This window comes from Ruegeria sp. F12 (genome assembly GCF_056533885.1).
The window spans coordinates 84,808-102,980 of record NZ_JBQFOV010000006.1 but is presented as its reverse complement, the minus strand read 5'-3'; the positions used below and the strand labels follow the sequence as shown (position 1 = coordinate 102,980).

The following is an 18,173-nucleotide window of genomic DNA, read 5'->3' as shown; positions in this document are numbered from 1 at the left end:
GCGCTCCTTTTACGCTGCTTGTGCAGAAAGTACCAGAGGGCGTCCGGTCGCGGCGGGATCGATGGTTCAGATGAGGCGCAAAGCCTGGAAATTCAACCTTCAGTATGGGTTATGATCTTAAATCATAGCGTGTCAAAAGTAAATTTGCGCGCGATCTTGTGATCTGCGCAAGTGCAGAAAGCCGGTACAGACATGTGTGGCGCGTAAAGGATGGTGAATATGAAAAAGGGTCTGATCCTTGCAGTTTTGACCCTTGTGGGATGTCGGGAAGAGGTTCAGACGCTGTCCGCGACCGATTTGGCCGCGCTTTTGGCGCAGGATCGTAGGATCACATTCGAACGGTTTCACATCTCGGGCTCGGCGCGGATTGGCCGCGATGGCCAGTTCGCGGTGCTGGTGCCTCGGCTAGGGCAAGACACAGGCGCGTGGTGGCTGGAAGGCGATGCAATATGCAGTCAATGGGCCGCGTTCCGGCAGGGGGAAAAGCTGTGCGCGACGGTGGGCCGGACAGAAAGCGGTGGTTATCAGGCGTTCAGCCCCGACACGGGGTCTTATCTGGGCGACTTCCAAATTCTTGACTAAGGGCGACCGTCGACGTGCCAGATCTTGTCGGTGTCGACCCAGACCCCTTCGGGCGTGATCGTGGTACCGCAGATCAGCCGCTCGACCCCTTGTGCGGCCTCGAACGCGGCTGCATAGGCGGGGTCGATATCGGCAGCCAGAGCAAAGCGGTCGCAGTCGGTGCGTTGCACCAGATACAGCATGATCGCCCGGTGGCCTTGCGCTGCCGTTGCAGCCAGCTCTCCCAGATGTTTGGTGCCGCGCGCGGTCACGCTGTCGGGAAATTCGGCCAGACCGGGTTGGCGGGACAGGGTGACACTTTTGACCTCGACATAGGCATCGGGCAGGCCGGGTTGGGTCAGCAAAAAGTCGATGCGGCTGTTTTCGCCGTACTTGACCTCGGGCCGGATGGTTTCATAGGCGGCCAGCGCCGGGATTTCACGCCCTAGTAACGCCGCGCGCAGGGCCTTGTTTGGTAGCGATGTGTCTACCCCGGTAAAATGCCCATTTTCGTGGTCGACCAGCCGCCAGCCATATTTCAGCTTTTTCTTGGGGTCGTCATTGGGCTCCAACCAGATTTTCTGGCCTGGTTCGGCCAGACCCATCATTGAGCCGGGATTGGCGCAATGGGCGGTTACCTCGCGCCCGTCCTCCAGCGTGCAATCGGCCAGAAAGCGTTTGTAGCGCCGGATCAGGTGGGCGGGGACAAGAGGGGTTTCAAATCGCATGGCCTAGGGCCTATACCTGCCCCAACGGTCGATCAAGAGGGGGTATGCGCCATGGCCAATCCAACCGCTGCAATGCTGGTGATCGGAGATGAAATCCTGTCGGGCCGCACGCGCGATGCCAATATGCATTTTCTGGCGGGTGAGCTGACCAAGCAGGGCATCGACCTGAAAGAGGTGCGTATCGTCAGCGATGACGCCCCGGCGATTGAAGCCGCCGTTAAGGCGCTGTCCCAAGCGCATGACCATGTGTTCACCAGCGGTGGTATCGGGCCGACCCATGACGACATCACCGCCGATTGCATCGCGCGTGCCTTTGACGCGGCCATTGATATCCGTGCCGACGCGCGCGCTTTGCTTGAAGCGCACTACAAGAATTCCGGGTTAGAGTTGAACCCGGCCCGCCTGCGCATGGCGCGCATCCCGGATGGGGCCACGCTGATCGACAACCCGGTCTCGACCGCACCGGGGTTCACGATTGCGAATGTGCATGTCATGGCCGGGGTTCCTTCGGTCTTTCAGGCGATGGTGGCCAGTGTGCTGCCCGGCCTGACCGGCGGCAGCCCGCTTTTGTCGCAGACCCTGCGCGTGCATCGGGGCGAGGGCGATATCGCGGGGCCGCTGGCAGCGTTGGCTGCGGATTTTCCCGATCTGGCCATTGGCAGCTATCCGTTTCAGATCAACGGGGCCTTTGGCGCGAATATCGTGGTGCGCGGTACCGACGGGGCGCAAGTTGATGCAGCGGTCACACGGTTGGCGAAAGAGTTCGAGCTTTGACCGATTGGGCCAACATCGTCGATGGCACATGGCCTGCCGCGCAGTACACGAAGCAGGGCCCATTCCAATTGCGCCAAGGGCAGGGCGGTGGATCACGCGTGTCGGCGGCCAGCGCGCGAGGACCCGCGACCGAAGCACAGATCGACGCTGCCGAAGCCGCGATGCTGGCGATGGGGCAGAAACGCATCTTTTGCCTGCGACCGGGGGACGAGGCGCTGGATCAGCAGCTCTCGGATCGGGGGTATGACGTGCTGGACCCGGTCAACATCTACACCTGCCCGGTGGCGCATCTGACCGACATCCCTGTTCCGCGGGTGACTGCCTTTGCCATCTGGGATCCGCTGGCCATCATGGTCGAGATCTGGGCCAAAGGCGGCATCGGCCCGGAACGGCTTGCGGTGATGGAACGCGCGTCGGGGCCGAAAACTGGCCTGCTGATGCGCCGCGTGGATAAACCGGCCGGGACGGCGTTTGTCGCTATCCACGACGGTGTCGCCATGGTCCACGCGCTGGAAATCCTGCCGGAACACCGCCGTCACGGGCTGGGTCAATGGGCGATGCGAGCGGCGGCCTTCTGGGCGCAAGAACAGGGGGCGCGGACGCTCAGTGTGATTTGCACCAAGGTCAATGATGGGGCCAATGGTCTCTATCATGCGCTGGGGATGGAGATCGCCGGAGAATACCATTACCGTCAGCTTATCTAAGGAGAAAAACCTGACGTGACCGATCCCTCTCTGCCGACTGCATTGAACCTGCCGATGGTCGATCCCCTACCAGCGGAAACCCAGCGGTATTTCGATATCTGTGTGGAGAAGCTGGGCTTTGTGCCCAATGTGTTGCGGGCCTATGCCTTTGACATCGACAAGCTGAACGCCTTTACCACCATGTACAACGATCTGATGCTGGCCGAGAGCGGCATCACCAAGCTGGAACGTGAGATGATCGCGGTTGTCGTCTCGGCCATCAACAAGTGCTTTTATTGCCTTGTGGCGCATGGGGCAGCCGTGCGGCAGATGTCGGGTGATCCCCAACTGGGTGAGATGTTGGCGATGAACTATCGCGTCGCCCCACTGGATGCGCGGCAGCGGGCGATGCTGGATTTCGCGGCCAAGATGACCCATGCCAGCGCTGAGATTGAAGAACCGGACCGCCAAAACCTGCGTGATGCGGGTTTCAGCGACCGTGATATCTGGGACATTGTCAATGTGGCCGGCTTTTTCAACATGTCGAACCGGGTCGCCAGCGCCACGGCGATGGTGCCAAACGACGCCTATTTCGCGCAGGCCCGATGATCCTGCGCGCGGGCCTGATATCGCTATGTCTGGCTGGTTCTGCGTTGGCGCAGGATGTGGCCTTGCCGTCGGGTTCGCGACTGGTCAGCGAACGAGTCAGTCCGCTGGACAGCTATGACTTGCCCACCGGCGGATTCGCGACTGGCAAAGTCCCTGCCCTCACAGTCGAGGGCCGCGTCGAGCGCCTGACATGGCGCCTGCAATCAGGGTCCAGCACCACGTTGCAGCTATTGGCCCCACTGCGTCAACAGATCATGGATCAGGGCTTTGACATCATCTTCGAATGCGAGGCGATCACCTGCGGCGGTTTCGACTTCCGTTTTGGAACCGAGGTCGTGCCCACCCCGGATATGTACGTGGCCATTCAGGACTATCGCTTTCTCTCGGCCACCCGTGGGGATGAGGCGCTGAGCCTGCTGGTCAGCCGCAATCCGCCCGACGGATATGTGCAGATGATCCGTGTCACGCCCGTGGACGCGCCCGAACCGCCGCCTCTGGTCGTTGAGGAAACGGTGAAGCAGACAGACGGGCTACTGGACGCACTGGAACAGAATGGCCACGTTATCCTTGAAGACCTGCATTTCAGAACCGGTGAGATCACGCTGGGCGAAGGCCCGTTTCCTTCGCTGGCGCTGATCGCGTCCTATATGGCCGACAATCCCAACGTCCGATTGGCGCTGGTGGGCAATACCGACGATACGGGTACGCTCGAGGCGAACATTTCGGTCAGTACGGGGCGTGCGCAGGCTGTGCGCGTGCGGTTGATCGAACAGCACGGCGTTGCCGGAAACCGTCTTGAGGCGCGCGGCATTGGCTATCTGGCCCCCATGACCTCAAATGCCACGCCCGAGGGCCGCGACCAGAACCGCCGGGTTGAGGCGGTTCTGCTGGTGAACTGACCTGCCTACATCACCCACCAAAGATAAAGCGGCAGGCCAACGGTGATGTTGAACGGGAAGGACACGCCCAGAGACAGGGTCAGGTAAATCCCGGATTCCGCCTTGGGCAGGGCGATTTTCATGGCCGCAGGCACCGCTATATATGAGGCCGAGGCGGACAGAACCATCAGCAGGAACAGGCTGCCTTCGGACAGACCGATCAGCGCGCCCACGGCCCAGGCCATCATCGCGCCGATCAGGGGCATCAGGACCCCAAAGGCGAACAGGCCGACCGACAGCTTGTCGCGATTGCTCAGCAGGCTGCGCCCCGCCGACAGACCCATATCAAGCAGGAACAGGCACAAAATCCCGGTAAATGGCGTCACGATGAAGGGCGCAATCATCTGCATCCCCTGACCGCCGGTGATAGCCCCGATCAGGAACGCTCCGGTCAGCAGAACGATGGAGCCGTTGGCCAGTAGGTCACGCCACAACCCGTCATCCTTTACGCCATTGCCATTGGACCGGTGTGCCAGCCAAAGGGCGGACAGGATGGCCGGAACCTCCATCGCGGCGGCGACGGCGACCATGAACCCGTCATGACTTAACCCGACAAGGTCCAACAGGCTGGTCGCGGTTACGAAGGTCACGATCGAGATCGAGCCGTAATGCCCTGCAACCGCGGCTGCGTTCAGGCTGTCCAACCGTGTCATCACTCGCAACAGCCCGAAAGCGACGAAGGGGATGGCAAAGGACAGCGCCACCCCGCCCAGAAGCGTCAGGAACAGGTCCATGTGGATGCCGTGCTCGGCTAGGTTGCTTCCGCCTTTGAACCCGATGGCAAGAAGCAGGTAGAGCGACATGAACTTGGCCGCGCCCGCCGGGATGGACAGATCACTGCGCACAAACGCGGCCACCAGCCCCAAGGCAAAAAACAAAATGGTGGGCACCAGCAGATTGCTGGACAGAGTTTCTAGTACGCTGGGCATTTACGGCTCCTTTTCCGGCGGTCCGGGGCCTAGTGCCTTGCAGAATTGAATCAGCCCAATATTATCTTTCTAACAACTGAATAGTTTGGAACTATGAAATGCGACCCACCCTGCGCCAGCTGGAATATATCGTCACGGTCAGTCGCTTGGGCAGGTTCGGGCTGGCTGCTGACGTTCTCAATGTCAGTCAACCCAGCCTCTCGACGCAAATTGCGACGGTAGAACAAGAGCTTGGCTTGCGTATCTTTGAACGGGACCGGGGCGGGGTACAGGTTACAGCGCGGGGCGAGGAGTTCATTGCCCGCGCTCAGAAAATCCTGGCCGAGGTGCAGGACCTGCGTCATGCGATGACCAGCGACACCCCTGTCGGCGGGCGTTTGCGTTTGGGCGTGTTGCCGTCGATTGGGCCCTACCTGTTGCCGCAAGTCATCAAGCATGTGCACCAGGAACGGCCTGGATTGCGCATGGTCGTGCGCGAAGAAAACACCCGAGACCTTGAGCAGGGATTGAAATCCGGCCGGTTCGACATGATCATTTCAACCCCCGAAGATCACCCCAATACGCTGCAACAACGCCTGTTCAACGAAACGCTCTGGATTGGGGTGGCCGTGGACGACGTACTGGCGCGCGATCTGCACGGGGTCACAGCCGAGGATTTGCGCGACCGTCTGATCCTGACTTTGGACCAAAGCCACCGTCTGTCCCGGATCGTCTATGCGCTGGCGGCGGAATGCGGAGGCGTGGTATCCGATGAATACGAGGGCACGACACTGGATTCTATCGTGCTAATGGCAGCCTCGGGGGTGGGGGCTGCGGTTTTGCCCGATCTCTATGCAAGGCGGCAGGGTATTTACCGAGACGAGGTGCGTCTGCGCCCTTTGACGATCCCCAACGCCAACCGCGATATCGCGCTGTTGTCGCGGCGCGGGGAAGCCGCCCTGCCCGGACAAAACATCCTGATCCAATCCCTGCGCACCGTTGCCAAGGGCATGGGGCTGTCGGTCTTCATGGAATAAAAAAAGACCCGCACAATTGTGTGCGGGCCGTTCAGTCTTCACCGGGGAGAAATTACCAATCCATCGGGCCCTTGTCGTTGAAGGACTCGACCAGAAAATCAATGAATGCGCGCACCTTGGGCTGTGTGAAACGGCCCGGAGGGTACACTGCATAGACGCCCTGCAACTCATCAGGCAGCGACGGCATCGCATCCAGAACCTTGCCGCTCTTCAGCGCGTCAGCGTACAGATAGCTGGGCAGATGCGCGATCCCAAGGCCCGAGATCGCTGCGTTCAGCAGGGACTGCCCGTCATTCACGCTCAGCCAGCCGGCGGTACGGACCTGACGCTTTTCGCCCGATGGCGCGGTCAGTTTCCACACGTTGCCGGAAGATTGGCTGGAGTAATGCAGCAGCTTGTGCTCGTTCAGATCGTCGATCTTTTGGGGGCGGCCATATTTGTCAATGTAACTGGGGGCCGCGACCATCCGTTTCACGGTTTCGGTCAGTTTGCGGGCGCGCAGGGTGCTGTCTTCCAACTCACCAATACGCACGGCCACGTCGAACCCTTCCGAGATCAGCTCAACATACCGGTTGTTCAGCACCATGTTCACGGTGATATCGGGATAGGCTGACAGGAATTCTGACAGGACCGGAGACAGATGATTCACGCCAAAATCCGTGGCCACACTGATGCGCAACAGGCCCGAAGGCGCGGATTGCATCGACGTCACCAGCGCATCAGCCTCGCCTGCGTCATTCAGCACACGGCGCGCTCGGTCATAATAGGCCAAACCGATTTCCGTAGGCGACACGCGTCGCGTTGTGCGGTTCAAAAGACGGGCGCCCAGACGCGCCTCGAGGCTCGAGACGTGCTTGGACACGGCCGATTTGGAGATGCCCATTTTCTTGGCCGCATCTGTGAAGCCACCTTGGTCCACCACATTGGCAAAGGCTTCCATTTCGGTCAGTCTGTCCATACTCGTACCCCAAGTCTTGGTTCGTTGACTGACCTTGGCGCTCAATCTGGGCGGAAACTGGGCAGACATGGGATAATATCAGGGATTTAATCTGGATCGTTTGCGGATAGGAAACGTGGAAACGGTGGTTTCTAAATTTGCCACAAACCCGAAAACTATGGGGTTTTACCGGCAGCATTACACATATGTTAATCTGAGGATGGCAAATTTGTGACCGTTGAACGTGTCACCAAAGCCATTTTTTCGTTGTAGAGCAGGCCCGGCGCGAACCGGGCCCGATGCCTCAAAAAGTCGCCGCCAGACGCGTGCCTTGATTAATTGCGCGTTTGGCGTCCAACTCTGCCGCCACATCCGCCCCGCCGATCACGTGCGGAGTTATACCGCGTTCGATCAGCGCATCCGCGAGGCTGCGTTCGGAAACCTGACCCGAGCATAGAACAATCGTGTCCGCCGCAATCACGGTTGGGTCGGCGCGCTCTTCGCCAAAGCTGACATGTAGGCCGTCATCGTCGATGCGTTCATAGTTCACACCGCCGACGAAATTGACGTCTTTCATCTTCAGCGTAGCGCGGTGAATCCAGCCTGTTGTTTTACCCAGACCCTTGCCATGCGCCTGTTTCTTGCGCTGCAACAGCGTAACGTCGCGCGCGGGTGCCGCCGGTTGGGGGCCCTCGGGGGCAAGGCCCGAGCGATGCTCGGCCGGGTCGGTGACGCCCCATTCCTTCATCCATGCAGGCAGGTCAGTGGTAATGCTGTGGCCGTCCTCCAGCAGGAATTCGGACACGTCGAACCCGATACCACCCGCGCCAATCACGGCGACGGATTTGCCGACCTCGGCCTTGTGGCGCAGCACGTCGATATAGTCGATGACATTTTCCCGATCCTGCCCCGGAATCTGCGGATCGCGCGGGGTGACGCCTGTGGCAATGACCACCTCGTCAAAGCCGGTCAGGTCGTCAGCCGTTACCTCGCGGTTCAGTTCAACCTTCACGCCCAGATCGGCTATCACGGTGCGGAACCAGTCGACCAGCCCCCAGAACTCTTCCTTGCCGGGCACCTGTTTGGCCATGTTCAGCTGGCCACCGATCTCAGATGCGCGGTCAAATAGAGTCACGTCATGGCCGCGCTGGGCGGCGGTCATGGCAGTGGACAGACCCGCAGGGCCCGCGCCAACGATGGCCACGGTTTTTGGTGTGTCGGCCTTGCCAATCACCAACTCGGTCTCGTGGCAGGCGCGCGGGTTCACCAGACACGAGGTCAGCTTGCCGCCGAATGTGTGGTCCAGACAGGCTTGGTTACAGGCAATACAGGGCGCGATCTGTGCCGATTTGCCGTCCATCGCCTTGGCGACGAAATCCGCATCCGCCAGCATCGGGCGCGCCAGTGACACCATGTCGGCGCAGCCGGTGGACAGAACCTCTTCGGCGACTTCGGGCGTGTTGATCCGGTTCGAGGTAATCACCGGAATGCTCACCTTGCCCATCAGCTTTTTAGTAACCCACGCAAAAGCTGCGCGCGGCACGGATGTGGCGATGGTCGGAATCCGCGCCTCATGCCAGCCGATGCCGGTGTTGATGATCGTGGCTCCCGCTTGTTCAACCCGTTTCGCCAGTTCGACAACCTCATCATGGGTGGAGCCATTGGGCACAAGGTCGATCATCGACAGGCGGTAGATGATAATGAAATCACGGCCCACGGCCTCGCGCGTGCGGCGCACGATTTCAATCGGCAGGCGCATCCGGTTCTCATACGAGCCGCCCCAGCGATCTTCGCGCTTGTTGGTGTGGGTCACGAGGAACTGGTTAATGAAATAGCCTTCCGATCCCATGATTTCGACCCCGTCATAGCCCGCCTTTTGGGCCAGCTTGGCGGCGTTGACGATGTCGCTGATCTGTTTCTCGATCCCGTCTTCGTCCAGCTCATTGGGCGGGAAGGGCGAGATGGGTGATTTCACCGGGCTGGGCGCCACGCATTTGGGGCCATAGGCATAGCGACCCGCATGCAGGATCTGCATGGCGATCTTGCCGCCTGCCTCATGCACACGCTGGGTCACGATGGAGTGGTTTTCGACGTCCTTCTCGGTGGTCATCATCGACGCGCCGGGCAAGACCGAGCCTTCGAGGTTCGGGCCAATCCCGCCCGTCACCATCAGCCCTACTTCGCCGCGGGCACGGTCAGCATAGAATTCTGCCACGCGGTTCCAGTCGCCGGTCTCTTCCAGACCGGTATGCATCGAGCCCATCAGGACCCGGTTTTTCAGAGTGGTAAAGCCCAGATCCAGCGGGGCCAGCATGTTTGGGTACGCAGTCATGGTAACTCTCCCTCCCGAATTCTTTGTCGTTAGATTGACGTTTGCGTCAACATTGTCACGCGAAACCTTGCGTCACGGTCTTTGCTGTCCTGACAGCACTTGATACAGACAAGGCGTGACAGGAAAAAGAGGCCGCGCATGACCCCCGATGAAATCGCCAAACTGCCCTATCGGCCCTGCGTCGGGCTAATGCTGATGAACGCTCAAGGTCATATCTTTGTCGGCCAGCGCAATGACCGCCACGCCGATGCCTGGCAGATGCCGCAGGGTGGGGTAGACAAAGGCGAAGACCCGCGCGATGCGGCCCTGCGAGAGCTGTGGGAAGAGACGGGTGTGACCGCTGATCTGGTCGAGGTCGTGGCCGAAACTCCCGGCTGGCTGCCCTACGATCTGCCTCATGACATCGTGCCCAAGATTTGGAAAGGCCGCTATCGCGGGCAAGAGCAGAAATGGTTCCTGCTGCGTTTCACGGGCCGTGACGATCAGATCAATATCGACACCGATCATCCCGAGTTCACCCGCTGGAAATGGCAGGAGCCCTCACGCTTGGTTGAAGAAATCGTACCCTTCAAGCGCGATGTCTATGAGCAGGTGATAGACGCATTTGCGGATTATCTGAGCTAAAACTATTCGGCAAACCCGTGCGGTTTAAAGCGCACATGCGCGTTCTGACCGGCCGGGTCCAGATCGTAAAGGTCAGGTTTCGATTGCAGGTAACGGCGCCAGGTTTTCTCGGGGTGGGTACTAATTTGGACCCCATGTTGCCGGTGCATTTTAACCCCCAGAATGGTCAGGCGTATGCCTATCCCATTCTTGCTGTTTGCAGCGATGATCCCGCGAATTTGGCAATCCATATCTTCGTCGGGCGGGGCTGGAGGTGTTTCAGGTTCCAGGGGTTTCAATTCGAAGAACTGACCAGAGGAGGCGCGGGTGCTTTTAGGGGTTTTAGCCTCACCTGTACCGATTGTGGTCACGCCAAGCTCGCGCAATTTGCGGTGCAGGTGAACGAAATCTCCGTCAGAGCTGGCGATGACGATGACGTCCATATCCTGTCGAAGCGCCAGATCCATTGCGTCGATGGCCAGTAACAGGTCGGTTGCGTTCTTACCACTGCCGCTGTGTACCGGGTGATAGGCGCTGGCCTCGTGCCAGGACGAGCTGCGCCTTGCATTCATGTAAACCCTTGCCACGTCGACTCGGCCAGCCTGAAGCCCGATCTTTCGGATGGCGTCACTGTGATCGGCGCTGAGGTTGTCGCCATCGACCAATACGGCAACTCGCTTTGTCATCTTTCCTTGAAATTCCTTGTTTCAATCTGATTTTGATAGAACCGTATAGGGGCGAAACTTGGGCGCATCTTGTATCCCCTCACCCTGCGACAACTTGCCGTGAGGGGGCATAGTTCGGGCCACACGGCATCTCTAGCTTGGTCCGCATGAGAGATACCGCGCACAGCCCCCCCGCCATCGTCCCTGCAGGTCGCAAGTTCATCGGTTCTGACCGCCGCGCGCCTCTGCGCGAGGGTTTGCAAGGCTGTGGCGAATACCATGCCGGGCAAACGGCGGGGCGGTTCTATCCCATCGCTTGCGTTGCGCTGGAGGTCACGCAAAGGTGCAATCTGGATTGCACGCTGTGTTACCTCTCGGACCGGGCCGAGATTACCTATGACCCTCCTCTGTCGGTTCTGTTTGCTCGGTTGAAGACAATTCAAAGCCACTACGGCACCGGTGTCTCGGTGCAGTTGACTGGCGGTGATCCGACCCTGCGCAAGATCGAGGATCTTGAGGCGCTGTGCCGGGAAATCCGCCGTTTGGGTATGCGGTCCTGTCTGATGACAAACGGGATTCGCGCCAGCCGCGCCAAGTTGATGCGGTTGGCAGCGGCGGGGCTGAACGACGTGGCCTTTCATGTGGACATGACGCAAGAGCGTAAGGGGTTCACCTCGGAAGAAGAGCTGAACACCGTCCGCCGCGCCTATATCCGCCGGGCGCGGGGATTGGGGCTGCGTATTCTGTTCAACACCACGGTGTTTGCCGGCAATTTCGACGAACTGCCCATGCTGGCGCGGTATCTGCGGGATCGACCCGAGGTGGCGTTTGTCTCGTTCCAGATGCAGGCCGATACCGGGCGCGGCGTGTTGCGCGAACGGCCCGAGATGATCACGCAGGACAGTGTCGCGCGCGCGGTCGAGGAAGGCTATGGGACGCCGCTGCATTTCGGCACGGCGGCTGTGGGCCATTCCAAATGCAACCGTTACGCCAGCGTCCTGACGGCCGGAGGGCGCGCGGTCTCGCTATTGTCTAACCAAAGCTTGGTGCATCGGGTGATGACAGCGCTGGAAGGGGTGGACGACAATCAGGACGCCCATATCCGTATTCGCCCCAAGGTTGGGCGCATGATCCGACGACATCCGCTGCTGGCCCTGCGCGCATTGGGGCAACTTGGGCTGAGCGTCGCTCGTCTGGGTACTGGCGTGCTGCGTGGCCCGGTGCGGCGGCAAGCGGTGTTTATTCACAATTTCATGGCGGCAGATCAGTTGGACGAAGACCGCTGCGCCTCGTGCGTGTTCATGGTGGCTACGGCGAACGGGCCGCTTTCGATGTGTGTCCATAACGCGCAGCGCGACATGCATCTGACCAGCCCTGACCGGATTGACGGGCCGACCGGTCCAAGCTGGTGGAACGCTGCCGTTCCGCGTCTGTCCAATGGCCCGGACCTGCCCGAACTGAGCGATCCGGCGCTTGCTCCGATGAAACGGCTGAAAGGGCAGATGCGCGCCCTGCGCCAGTCCCGAAAGGATGCCTCATGAGACGTCTGCTGATCCTGCTGTTGCTGCCCCTGCTTGCGGCTTGTGCCAGTGTCGAACGACTGGCCCTTCCCGCGCCCGAACCTTTGGCGAACAGCGCCCTGACCCGCGTCGCCCAACCGCCCGGAGAGCGTGTTGATCACCGCGACTGGACCACCTTTCTGAACCGCTATGTCGCGCCTGATGCGCAGGGGGTGAACCGGATGGCTTACGGGCAGGTCTCGGCCGACGACAAGGCACGTTTGGACGGGTATATCGAAGATTTGCAAGCAGTTGACCCTGCGGCGCTGACCCGTGATCAACAGCTGGCCTATTGGATCAACATGTATAACGCGGTGACGGTGGATGTGATCCTTGAGAACTACCCCGTCGCCTCGATCCGCGACATCAAGGACGGGCCGCTGTCAATCGGGCCGTGGAACCGGCCCATAGTGACGGTCGCCGGGCAGAGCTTAACCCTGAACGAGATCGAACACCGCATCATCCGCCCTGAATTCAACGAGCCGCGCATTCACTATGCCCTGAACTGTGCCGCTGTGGGCTGCCCCAACCTCATGGACCGCGCCTGGCAGGCCGAGACGCTGGAGCGTGACTTTGCCGCCGCCGAACACGCTTATATCAACGACCCGCGTGGCGTGCGGTTCAATGACAATGGCGGGCCGATCCTGTCCAAGATCTTCATCTGGTTCCGAGAGGATTTCGGACCGAACGAACAGGCGGTTCTAACCTATGTCCGAACGGTCGCCGACCCCGATCTGGAAGCGCGGCTGCAAGATGTGTCCCGTGTCAGTGCCTATAGTTATGACTGGGCACTGAACGACGCGGCGGCGGGGTCGTAAAAAAGCTGCGCCAAGGTCATCTGGGCGCCCTCGGCGCTACTCAGCGACTTACAGCAAGCCTTCGGCGCGCAGCAATTCCTGCATATTCGCTTCTGGCCTTGGGCCGATATGGCTGATCACTTCGCGGGCGCAGACATTTCCGATCTTGGCGCAGGTCTCGTAATCGCGCCCTGTGGCCATACCGAACAGGAACCCAGCGGCGAATTGATCGCCCGCGCCGGTGGCGTCCACGGGCACAACCTTTTCCACCGGCACGTCCACCCGCTGACCATCGAACAAAACCGAGACGCCATCACCCGACCGGGTGCATACGACCAGAGGGCAAATCGCGGCGGTTTTGGCCAGAGCATCCTCGAGATCATCGGTTTCGAACAGCGATTTGATCTCGGCCTCGTTGCCGATCACGAAATCCAGCTCGTTCTCGATCAGCAGCAGGAAATCGACCCGGTGACGTTCCACGCAGAACGGGTCGGAAATGGCGATCCCCGCCTTGCCGCCGCCCTTGTGACAGGTGCGCGCGGCCTCAAGAAACGCGGCTTTGCCCTTTTCCTTGTCGAACAGATACCCCTCAAGGAACATGATTTGGCTGTTGCCTGACACATCCTCGGACACGTCCTGTGATGACAGTTCCGAGGAAATGCCCAGATAGGTGTTCATTGACCGTTCGCCGTCGGGCGAGACAAAGATCATCGAGCGTGAGGTCGGCAGCTCGCCACCCGGCACCGGCGGGTTGACGAAATCGACGCCGTCCTCGTTCATCGCATCCGCATAGAACCGCCCCAGCGCGTCGTCATGCACCCGGCCAATGAATGCCGCATCCAGTCCCAGTGCCCCGGCACCCGCGATGGTATTCGCGACCGAGCCCCCGGGCGTCTGCACGCGCCCCTCCATCGAGGCATACAGCACTTCGCCGCGCTCCTGCTCGATCAGTTGCATGATACCTTTTTCGATGCCCATCAGTTCCAGAAAGCTGTCATCGGCCTGAGAGATCACGTCCACAACGGCATTTCCAATACCGGTGAGCTGGTAGGTTTTCATAGGGTCTTGTCCTCGAATTGACAGAGATCGCGGATGATACAGGTTCCGCATTGGGGTTTGCGCGCCTTGCAGTGATAGCGACCATGCAGGATCAGCCAGTGATGCGCGTGCAGTTGGAAATCGGCGGGAATATTGTCTTCGATGGCGCGCTCGACGGCATCTACGGTTTTGCCGGGACAAATGCCGGTGCGGTTGCCGACGCGGAAGATATGGGTGTCGACCGCCTGCGCCGGTTGCCGCCACCACATGTTCAGAACCACATTGGCCGTCTTGCGCCCGACACCGGGCAGCGATTGTAGCGCGGCACGGGAATTGGGCACTTCGCCGCCATAGTCTTCGACCAGAATGCGGCTGAGTTTGATGACGTTCTTGGCCTTCTGGCGGAACAGGCCAATGGTCTTGATATGCTCGGTCAGGCCCTCTTCGCCCAAATCCAGCATCTTTTGCGGTGTGTCGGCGATTTTGAACAGCTCGCGCGTGGCTTTGTTAACGCCCGCATCGGTGGCCTGCGCCGATAGCGCCACGGCCACGACCAGAGTATAGACGTTCACATGATCCAGCTCGCCCTTGGGTTCAGGGTCGGCGTCCTGAAAACGCGTAAAGATCTCGCGGATCGTGTGGTAATCGAGTTGCTTTGCCATCCGGGCCTTAATGCCGCCCGCAGGCGCATGACACAAGCCCAAAACCAATGCGCATGTTTCGGGTCGCGGTGGCGTGGCGCGCGGGATATGGTCCGGGGTAGCAGATGAGGTGAGTTATGAACGTCCAGACCCCCGAAAGCGGATACCACTACAACGTCATGCGCCGCGCGATCGAGCTGATTGATCAGGGCGGCGAATCCCTGTCGCTGGACGAACTGGCCCGCCAGATGGACATGAGCCCCGCGCATTTTCAACGCCTGTTCTCACGCTGGACCGGGGTATCGCCGAAACGCTATCAGCAATATCTGACGCTGGGCCACGCCAAGGCCTTGCTGCACGAGCGGTTCACCACGCTGGAGACCGCGCATAACGTGGGGCTGTCCGGAAGCGGCCGTCTGCATGACCTGTTCCTGAAATGGGAATCCATGAGCCCCGGCGAATACGCCCGCAAAGGCGCGGGCCTGACGATTTACTGGGGCTGGTTCGATTGCCCCTTCGGCCCGACGTTGGTGATGGGCACCGACAAAGGGATTTGCGGTATGGCCTTTGGCGCAGAAACCGGCGAAGCGGCGGCAATGGAGGATATGACCTCGCGTTGGCCCAAAGCCAGCTACATCGAGAACGCCGAAAAGCTGCGCCCATGGGTCGAGGCGTCGTTTGGCGCGACCCGGTCTGAAACCCCGCTGCACCTGATCGGTTCCCCGCTGCAGATCAAAGTGTGGGAGGCGCTGATGCACATTCCTTCGGGGCAAGTCACGACCTATTCCGAGATCGCGCAGCGGGTGGGGTCCCCGCAGGCGGTGCGGGCCGTGGGTACGGCCGTTGGGCGCAACCCGGTCAGTTGGTTGATCCCATGCCACCGGGCGTTGCGCAAGTCTGGCGGGCTAGGGGGCTATCATTGGGGCCTGCCCGTCAAGCGCGCCATGCTGGCTTATGAGGCCGCGCAGGCCGAGGCTTGAGACAGGCGCGCCGCGTTTTTGTTGGGGCGAATTCCTGAATTTCAGGATAATATCGTGATACGTGAATTTTGAGCGATCCCTCAAAGAACGGTTTAACTTACACACAAAGTGATTAAATTCGCATCAGCCTGCCAGGCTGACCAACAGGAGAAGGAGACGCATTATGGGCTTGCGCATCAACGACACCGTCCCAAATTTCACCGCAGAAACGGATCAGGGCACCATTCAGTTCCACGACTGGATCGGTGACAGCTGGGCTATTCTGTTCTCGCACCCCAAGGACTTCACTCCTGTCTGCACCACCGAGTTTTCTGCCGTGGCGCAACTGAATGACGAATGGGCGGCACGCAACACCAAGGTTTTGGGCGTGTCGGTCGATGGTGTGGAAGACCACAAGAAGTGGAAGAAAGACATCGAGGCCTATGGCAATGCCAATCCCGGTTTCCCGATCATTGCCGACGACGGACTTGCGGTCTCGAAAGCCTTCGACATGTTGCCTGCCGAAGCTTATCTGCCCGATGGCCGCACCCCGGCGGACAGTGCCACCGTGCGTTCTGTGTTCATCATCGGCCCGGACAAGCAGTTGAAGCTGTCGATGACCTATCCGATGACCGTGGGTCGCAATTTTGCGGAAATCCTACGCGCGCTGGACGGTCTGCAAATGAGCAGCAAGGGCGTCGCAACGCCGGCCAACTGGGTGCCCGGTGAAGACGTGATCATCCCGCCTGCGGTGTCGAACGAGGAGGCCAAGGAGAAATTTGGCGAGTTCGAAACGATCTTCCCTTATCTGCGCAAAACCAAAGCGCCGAGCTAAGAAACAACAAAGCGGGGCATCAGGCCCCGCTTTTTCGTTCAGCAAGCCGGCTTTTGCGGATGGCTGTGCAGATAGGCGCGATAAGCTGCGCGCTTGAACTCGCGGGTCAGTTTGTCGCTCAGCGGAGGACGAGTCTGGATTGTGGACCCACCGATTTCGCCAGCCACTTCCTGATTGCCACTGCCCTGAAGCGACAGGATTGGTTGGCCGGTTAGCCAGTGCATTTGCAGGAACGTATCCACAGGGCGGTCGATCTTGTCAGTTGCGGCCAAAAGCCGTTCTGCCGCGCGGCGCCCGACAAGCTGGCACACACATTGCAACCCGATCACCTTTGGCAGGATCAGACGCTGATCATTGGTTTTGGCCAGCACTTGCGCCGCAACTTCGCGTTGTTTTACGGGAATGCGGATATAGTGCTCGGGCGTAGCAAAGGCCGCCAACATCTTTAGCGCTTTGGCCATGCGAATGGGGTCAATGCGCAGGTCATCTTCGGTGATGATGGCCATATCGATCTTTTCGTCCACCAGTTTGCGCCAAAGACGACGATGGCTTTCGAACACCCCGATCTCCGCAGGGCGCAATTTAAACGGGTATTCTGGATGGTGCAAATTGCCGGGAAACAGCGCAACATCGGCGATCTGCGCCGGGTCGCGACCGTTTACCGCTTCGAATAATTCCGCGTTCGGAAGGTCGCTGCAAAGTTTCTCGGCATTGGGTCGCCGCGCGGCACTAGAGGACATATGGATGACGAAAGATCGCATGTCCTCGTGCATAGAGCACGCGGACATGCGGGGGAAGGGAAACCGGAGAGAAACACTTCCCCTATTCGATCAAAATCTTTGGCGCACGCCGAAATTGATGCTGAACGCGTCGATGTCATCTTCGACGGTGCCGGTCAACGCGCCGTTCGGGGCCAGACGGTCCGAGGAAACGTCGAAGGCGCGCGAATAGCGCGTATCCAGTGTCAGGGCCGTGTTTTCGCTGACATCATAGGCAACGCCTGCGATGATCTGAGCGGCAAAGTTGGTGTCACTGTCATCCAACTCCACACCCGGTCCGTATGAGAAATCCAGATCGGTGTAGGCGACACCCAGACCCAAGCCGACATAGGGCGTGAGCGCGCTGGCGGTTTTGAAGTCGACCAGAACATTGGCAAACAAGGAAGTCTGGGTCACATCACCCGAAACGTTGACTTCGCTTGCGGGCCCGTTGCCAGAAAAATTCACTCCGTCTACGTCATTGTCTCGAAAAGAAAGTTCAAGTTCGACCCGAGTGGCGATGCTGTCATTGCTCCACTGTGGGATTTCTTTGCCGATGGCAATACCCAGTCCAAACCCACCGTCAAAATCGGTATCGACGGACTCCGGGCCACCATTGACGGTGCCGGTGAAATCGCTGTCCTGCAAATTGCTGTAGCCAGCAAATCCGTGGACGTAGAGGTCATCTGTGAGGCTTTGCGCAACCGGTGCTGACGCGCTGAGGCCCAGCACCGCCGAGGCGAGAATAATTCGCTTAACCATGTCCATGTCCTTTGTTCCAAATGGTTATGAACCCACATGTGGACAAACT

20 protein-coding genes are annotated in these 18,173 nt (G+C 59.6%); 11 read left to right on the top strand and 9 right to left on the bottom strand.

Annotation, left to right across the window (positions count from 1 at the left end):
• Positions 1-219 precede the first annotated feature (219 nt).
• Positions 220-582, top strand: a complete 363-nt coding sequence (locus ACR0CA_RS10680; RefSeq protein ID WP_480898919.1) for a hypothetical protein — start codon at positions 220-222, stop codon at positions 580-582.
• Here ACR0CA_RS10680 and sfsA read toward each other — a convergent pair.
• Complete coding sequence (sfsA, locus tag ACR0CA_RS10675) at positions 579-1,289, bottom strand: DNA/RNA nuclease SfsA (RefSeq protein WP_480898916.1); 711 nt, start codon at positions 1,287-1,289, stop codon at positions 579-581. The genes ACR0CA_RS10680 and sfsA overlap by 4 nt on opposite strands.
• Before the next feature lie 51 nt (positions 1,290-1,340).
• On the opposite strand from sfsA, the gene ACR0CA_RS10670 reads away from it, so the two are divergent.
• From ACR0CA_RS10670 to ACR0CA_RS10655, 4 genes are read left to right on the top strand one after another with little or no spacing between them, the layout of a single operon-like run.
• A complete protein-coding gene (locus tag ACR0CA_RS10670; protein ID WP_170785166.1) occupies positions 1,341-2,063 on the top strand; it encodes a competence/damage-inducible protein A in 723 nt (240 codons plus the stop codon).
• Complete coding sequence (locus ACR0CA_RS10665; RefSeq protein ID WP_480858099.1) at positions 2,060-2,767, top strand: GNAT family N-acetyltransferase; 708 nt, start codon at positions 2,060-2,062, stop codon at positions 2,765-2,767. The genes ACR0CA_RS10670 and ACR0CA_RS10665 overlap by 4 nt, the downstream gene beginning before the upstream one ends.
• Positions 2,768-2,782: 15 nt before the next feature.
• Positions 2,783-3,355 (top strand): peroxidase-related enzyme, encoded by a 573-nt coding sequence (locus tag ACR0CA_RS10660; RefSeq protein WP_170785162.1) that lies wholly within the window; start codon positions 2,783-2,785, stop codon positions 3,353-3,355.
• Entirely contained in the window at positions 3,352-4,254 is a 903-nt protein-coding gene (locus ACR0CA_RS10655) for an OmpA family protein (RefSeq protein ID WP_170785160.1), read from the top strand. The genes ACR0CA_RS10660 and ACR0CA_RS10655 overlap by 4 nt, the downstream gene beginning before the upstream one ends.
• A gap of 5 nt (positions 4,255-4,259) precedes the next feature.
• Here ACR0CA_RS10655 and ACR0CA_RS10650 read toward each other — a convergent pair whose 3' ends face one another.
• The gene (locus ACR0CA_RS10650) at positions 4,260-5,222 is read right to left on the bottom strand and encodes a sodium-dependent bicarbonate transport family permease (protein ID WP_170785158.1); all 963 of its coding nucleotides are present in this window, start codon (positions 5,220-5,222) and stop codon (positions 4,260-4,262) included.
• 98 nt (positions 5,223-5,320) lie between these two features.
• Between ACR0CA_RS10650 and ACR0CA_RS10645 the strand changes: the two genes are divergently transcribed.
• Positions 5,321-6,238, top strand: a complete 918-nt coding sequence (locus ACR0CA_RS10645; protein ID WP_480898912.1) for a hydrogen peroxide-inducible genes activator — start codon at positions 5,321-5,323, stop codon at positions 6,236-6,238.
• 52 nt (positions 6,239-6,290) lie between these two features.
• Here the strand turns inward: ACR0CA_RS10645 and ACR0CA_RS10640 are convergent, their stop codons facing one another.
• Entirely contained in the window at positions 6,291-7,196 is a 906-nt protein-coding gene (locus tag ACR0CA_RS10640) for a LysR family transcriptional regulator (protein WP_170772843.1), read from the bottom strand.
• 283 nt (positions 7,197-7,479) lie between these two features.
• Complete coding sequence (locus tag ACR0CA_RS10635; RefSeq protein ID WP_480898910.1) at positions 7,480-9,507, bottom strand: 2,4-dienoyl-CoA reductase FMN-binding domain-containing protein; 2,028 nt, start codon at positions 9,505-9,507, stop codon at positions 7,480-7,482.
• A gap of 138 nt (positions 9,508-9,645) precedes the next feature.
• Between ACR0CA_RS10635 and ACR0CA_RS10630 the strand changes: the two genes are divergently transcribed.
• Positions 9,646-10,131 carry an RNA pyrophosphohydrolase gene (locus ACR0CA_RS10630; protein WP_480898908.1) on the top strand — a complete coding sequence of 162 codons (486 nt, stop codon included), beginning with the start codon at positions 9,646-9,648 and terminating at the stop codon, positions 10,129-10,131.
• Positions 10,132-10,133: 2 nt separating this feature from the next.
• On the opposite strand, the gene ACR0CA_RS10625 is transcribed toward ACR0CA_RS10630, so the two are convergent.
• Entirely contained in the window at positions 10,134-10,796 is a 663-nt protein-coding gene (locus ACR0CA_RS10625; protein ID WP_480898905.1) for an NYN domain-containing protein, read from the bottom strand.
• A 146-nt stretch (positions 10,797-10,942) separates the two neighbouring features.
• Here ACR0CA_RS10625 and ACR0CA_RS10620 point away from each other — a divergent pair, with 146 nt between their 5' ends.
• Together ACR0CA_RS10620 and ACR0CA_RS10615 are read left to right on the top strand one after the other, a co-directional pair.
• Positions 10,943-12,316: a radical SAM protein gene (locus ACR0CA_RS10620; RefSeq protein ID WP_480898902.1), complete on the top strand. Its 1,374-nt coding sequence runs from the start codon at positions 10,943-10,945 to the stop codon at positions 12,314-12,316.
• Positions 12,313-13,152: a DUF547 domain-containing protein gene (locus ACR0CA_RS10615; protein ID WP_480898899.1), complete on the top strand. Its 840-nt coding sequence runs from the start codon at positions 12,313-12,315 to the stop codon at positions 13,150-13,152. The genes ACR0CA_RS10620 and ACR0CA_RS10615 overlap by 4 nt, the downstream gene beginning before the upstream one ends.
• Before the next feature lie 48 nt (positions 13,153-13,200).
• Here ACR0CA_RS10615 and ACR0CA_RS10610 read toward each other — a convergent pair whose 3' ends face one another.
• Both ACR0CA_RS10610 and nth read right to left on the bottom strand, forming a co-directional pair.
• Positions 13,201-14,190, bottom strand: coding sequence for an adenosine kinase (locus ACR0CA_RS10610; RefSeq protein WP_480550149.1), 990 nt, complete (start codon positions 14,188-14,190; stop codon positions 13,201-13,203).
• Complete coding sequence (gene nth / locus ACR0CA_RS10605; protein WP_480898896.1) at positions 14,187-14,831, bottom strand: endonuclease III; 645 nt, start codon at positions 14,829-14,831, stop codon at positions 14,187-14,189. The genes ACR0CA_RS10610 and nth overlap by 4 nt, the downstream gene beginning before the upstream one ends.
• 116 nt (positions 14,832-14,947) lie before the next feature.
• On the opposite strand from nth, the gene ACR0CA_RS10600 reads away from it, so the two are divergent.
• Both ACR0CA_RS10600 and ACR0CA_RS10595 read left to right on the top strand, forming a co-directional pair.
• On the top strand, positions 14,948-15,790 hold the full coding sequence (locus ACR0CA_RS10600; RefSeq protein ID WP_170789556.1) for a bifunctional helix-turn-helix domain-containing protein/methylated-DNA--[protein]-cysteine S-methyltransferase: 843 nt from the start codon (positions 14,948-14,950) through the stop codon (positions 15,788-15,790).
• Positions 15,791-15,953: 163 nt separating this feature from the next.
• The gene (locus ACR0CA_RS10595) at positions 15,954-16,604 is read left to right on the top strand and encodes a peroxiredoxin (protein WP_170355987.1); all 651 of its coding nucleotides are present in this window, start codon (positions 15,954-15,956) and stop codon (positions 16,602-16,604) included.
• Between the two features lie 38 nt (positions 16,605-16,642).
• Here the strand turns inward: ACR0CA_RS10595 and ACR0CA_RS10590 are convergent, their stop codons facing one another.
• Together ACR0CA_RS10590 and ACR0CA_RS10585 are read right to left on the bottom strand one after the other, a co-directional pair.
• On the bottom strand, positions 16,643-17,365 hold the full coding sequence (locus ACR0CA_RS10590) for a glycosyltransferase family 25 protein (protein ID WP_170789557.1): 723 nt from the start codon (positions 17,363-17,365) through the stop codon (positions 16,643-16,645).
• Between the two features lie 69 nt (positions 17,366-17,434).
• Entirely contained in the window at positions 17,435-18,124 is a 690-nt protein-coding gene (locus ACR0CA_RS10585; protein WP_170789558.1) for an outer membrane protein, read from the bottom strand.
• Between the last annotated feature and the right edge of the window lie 49 nt (positions 18,125-18,173).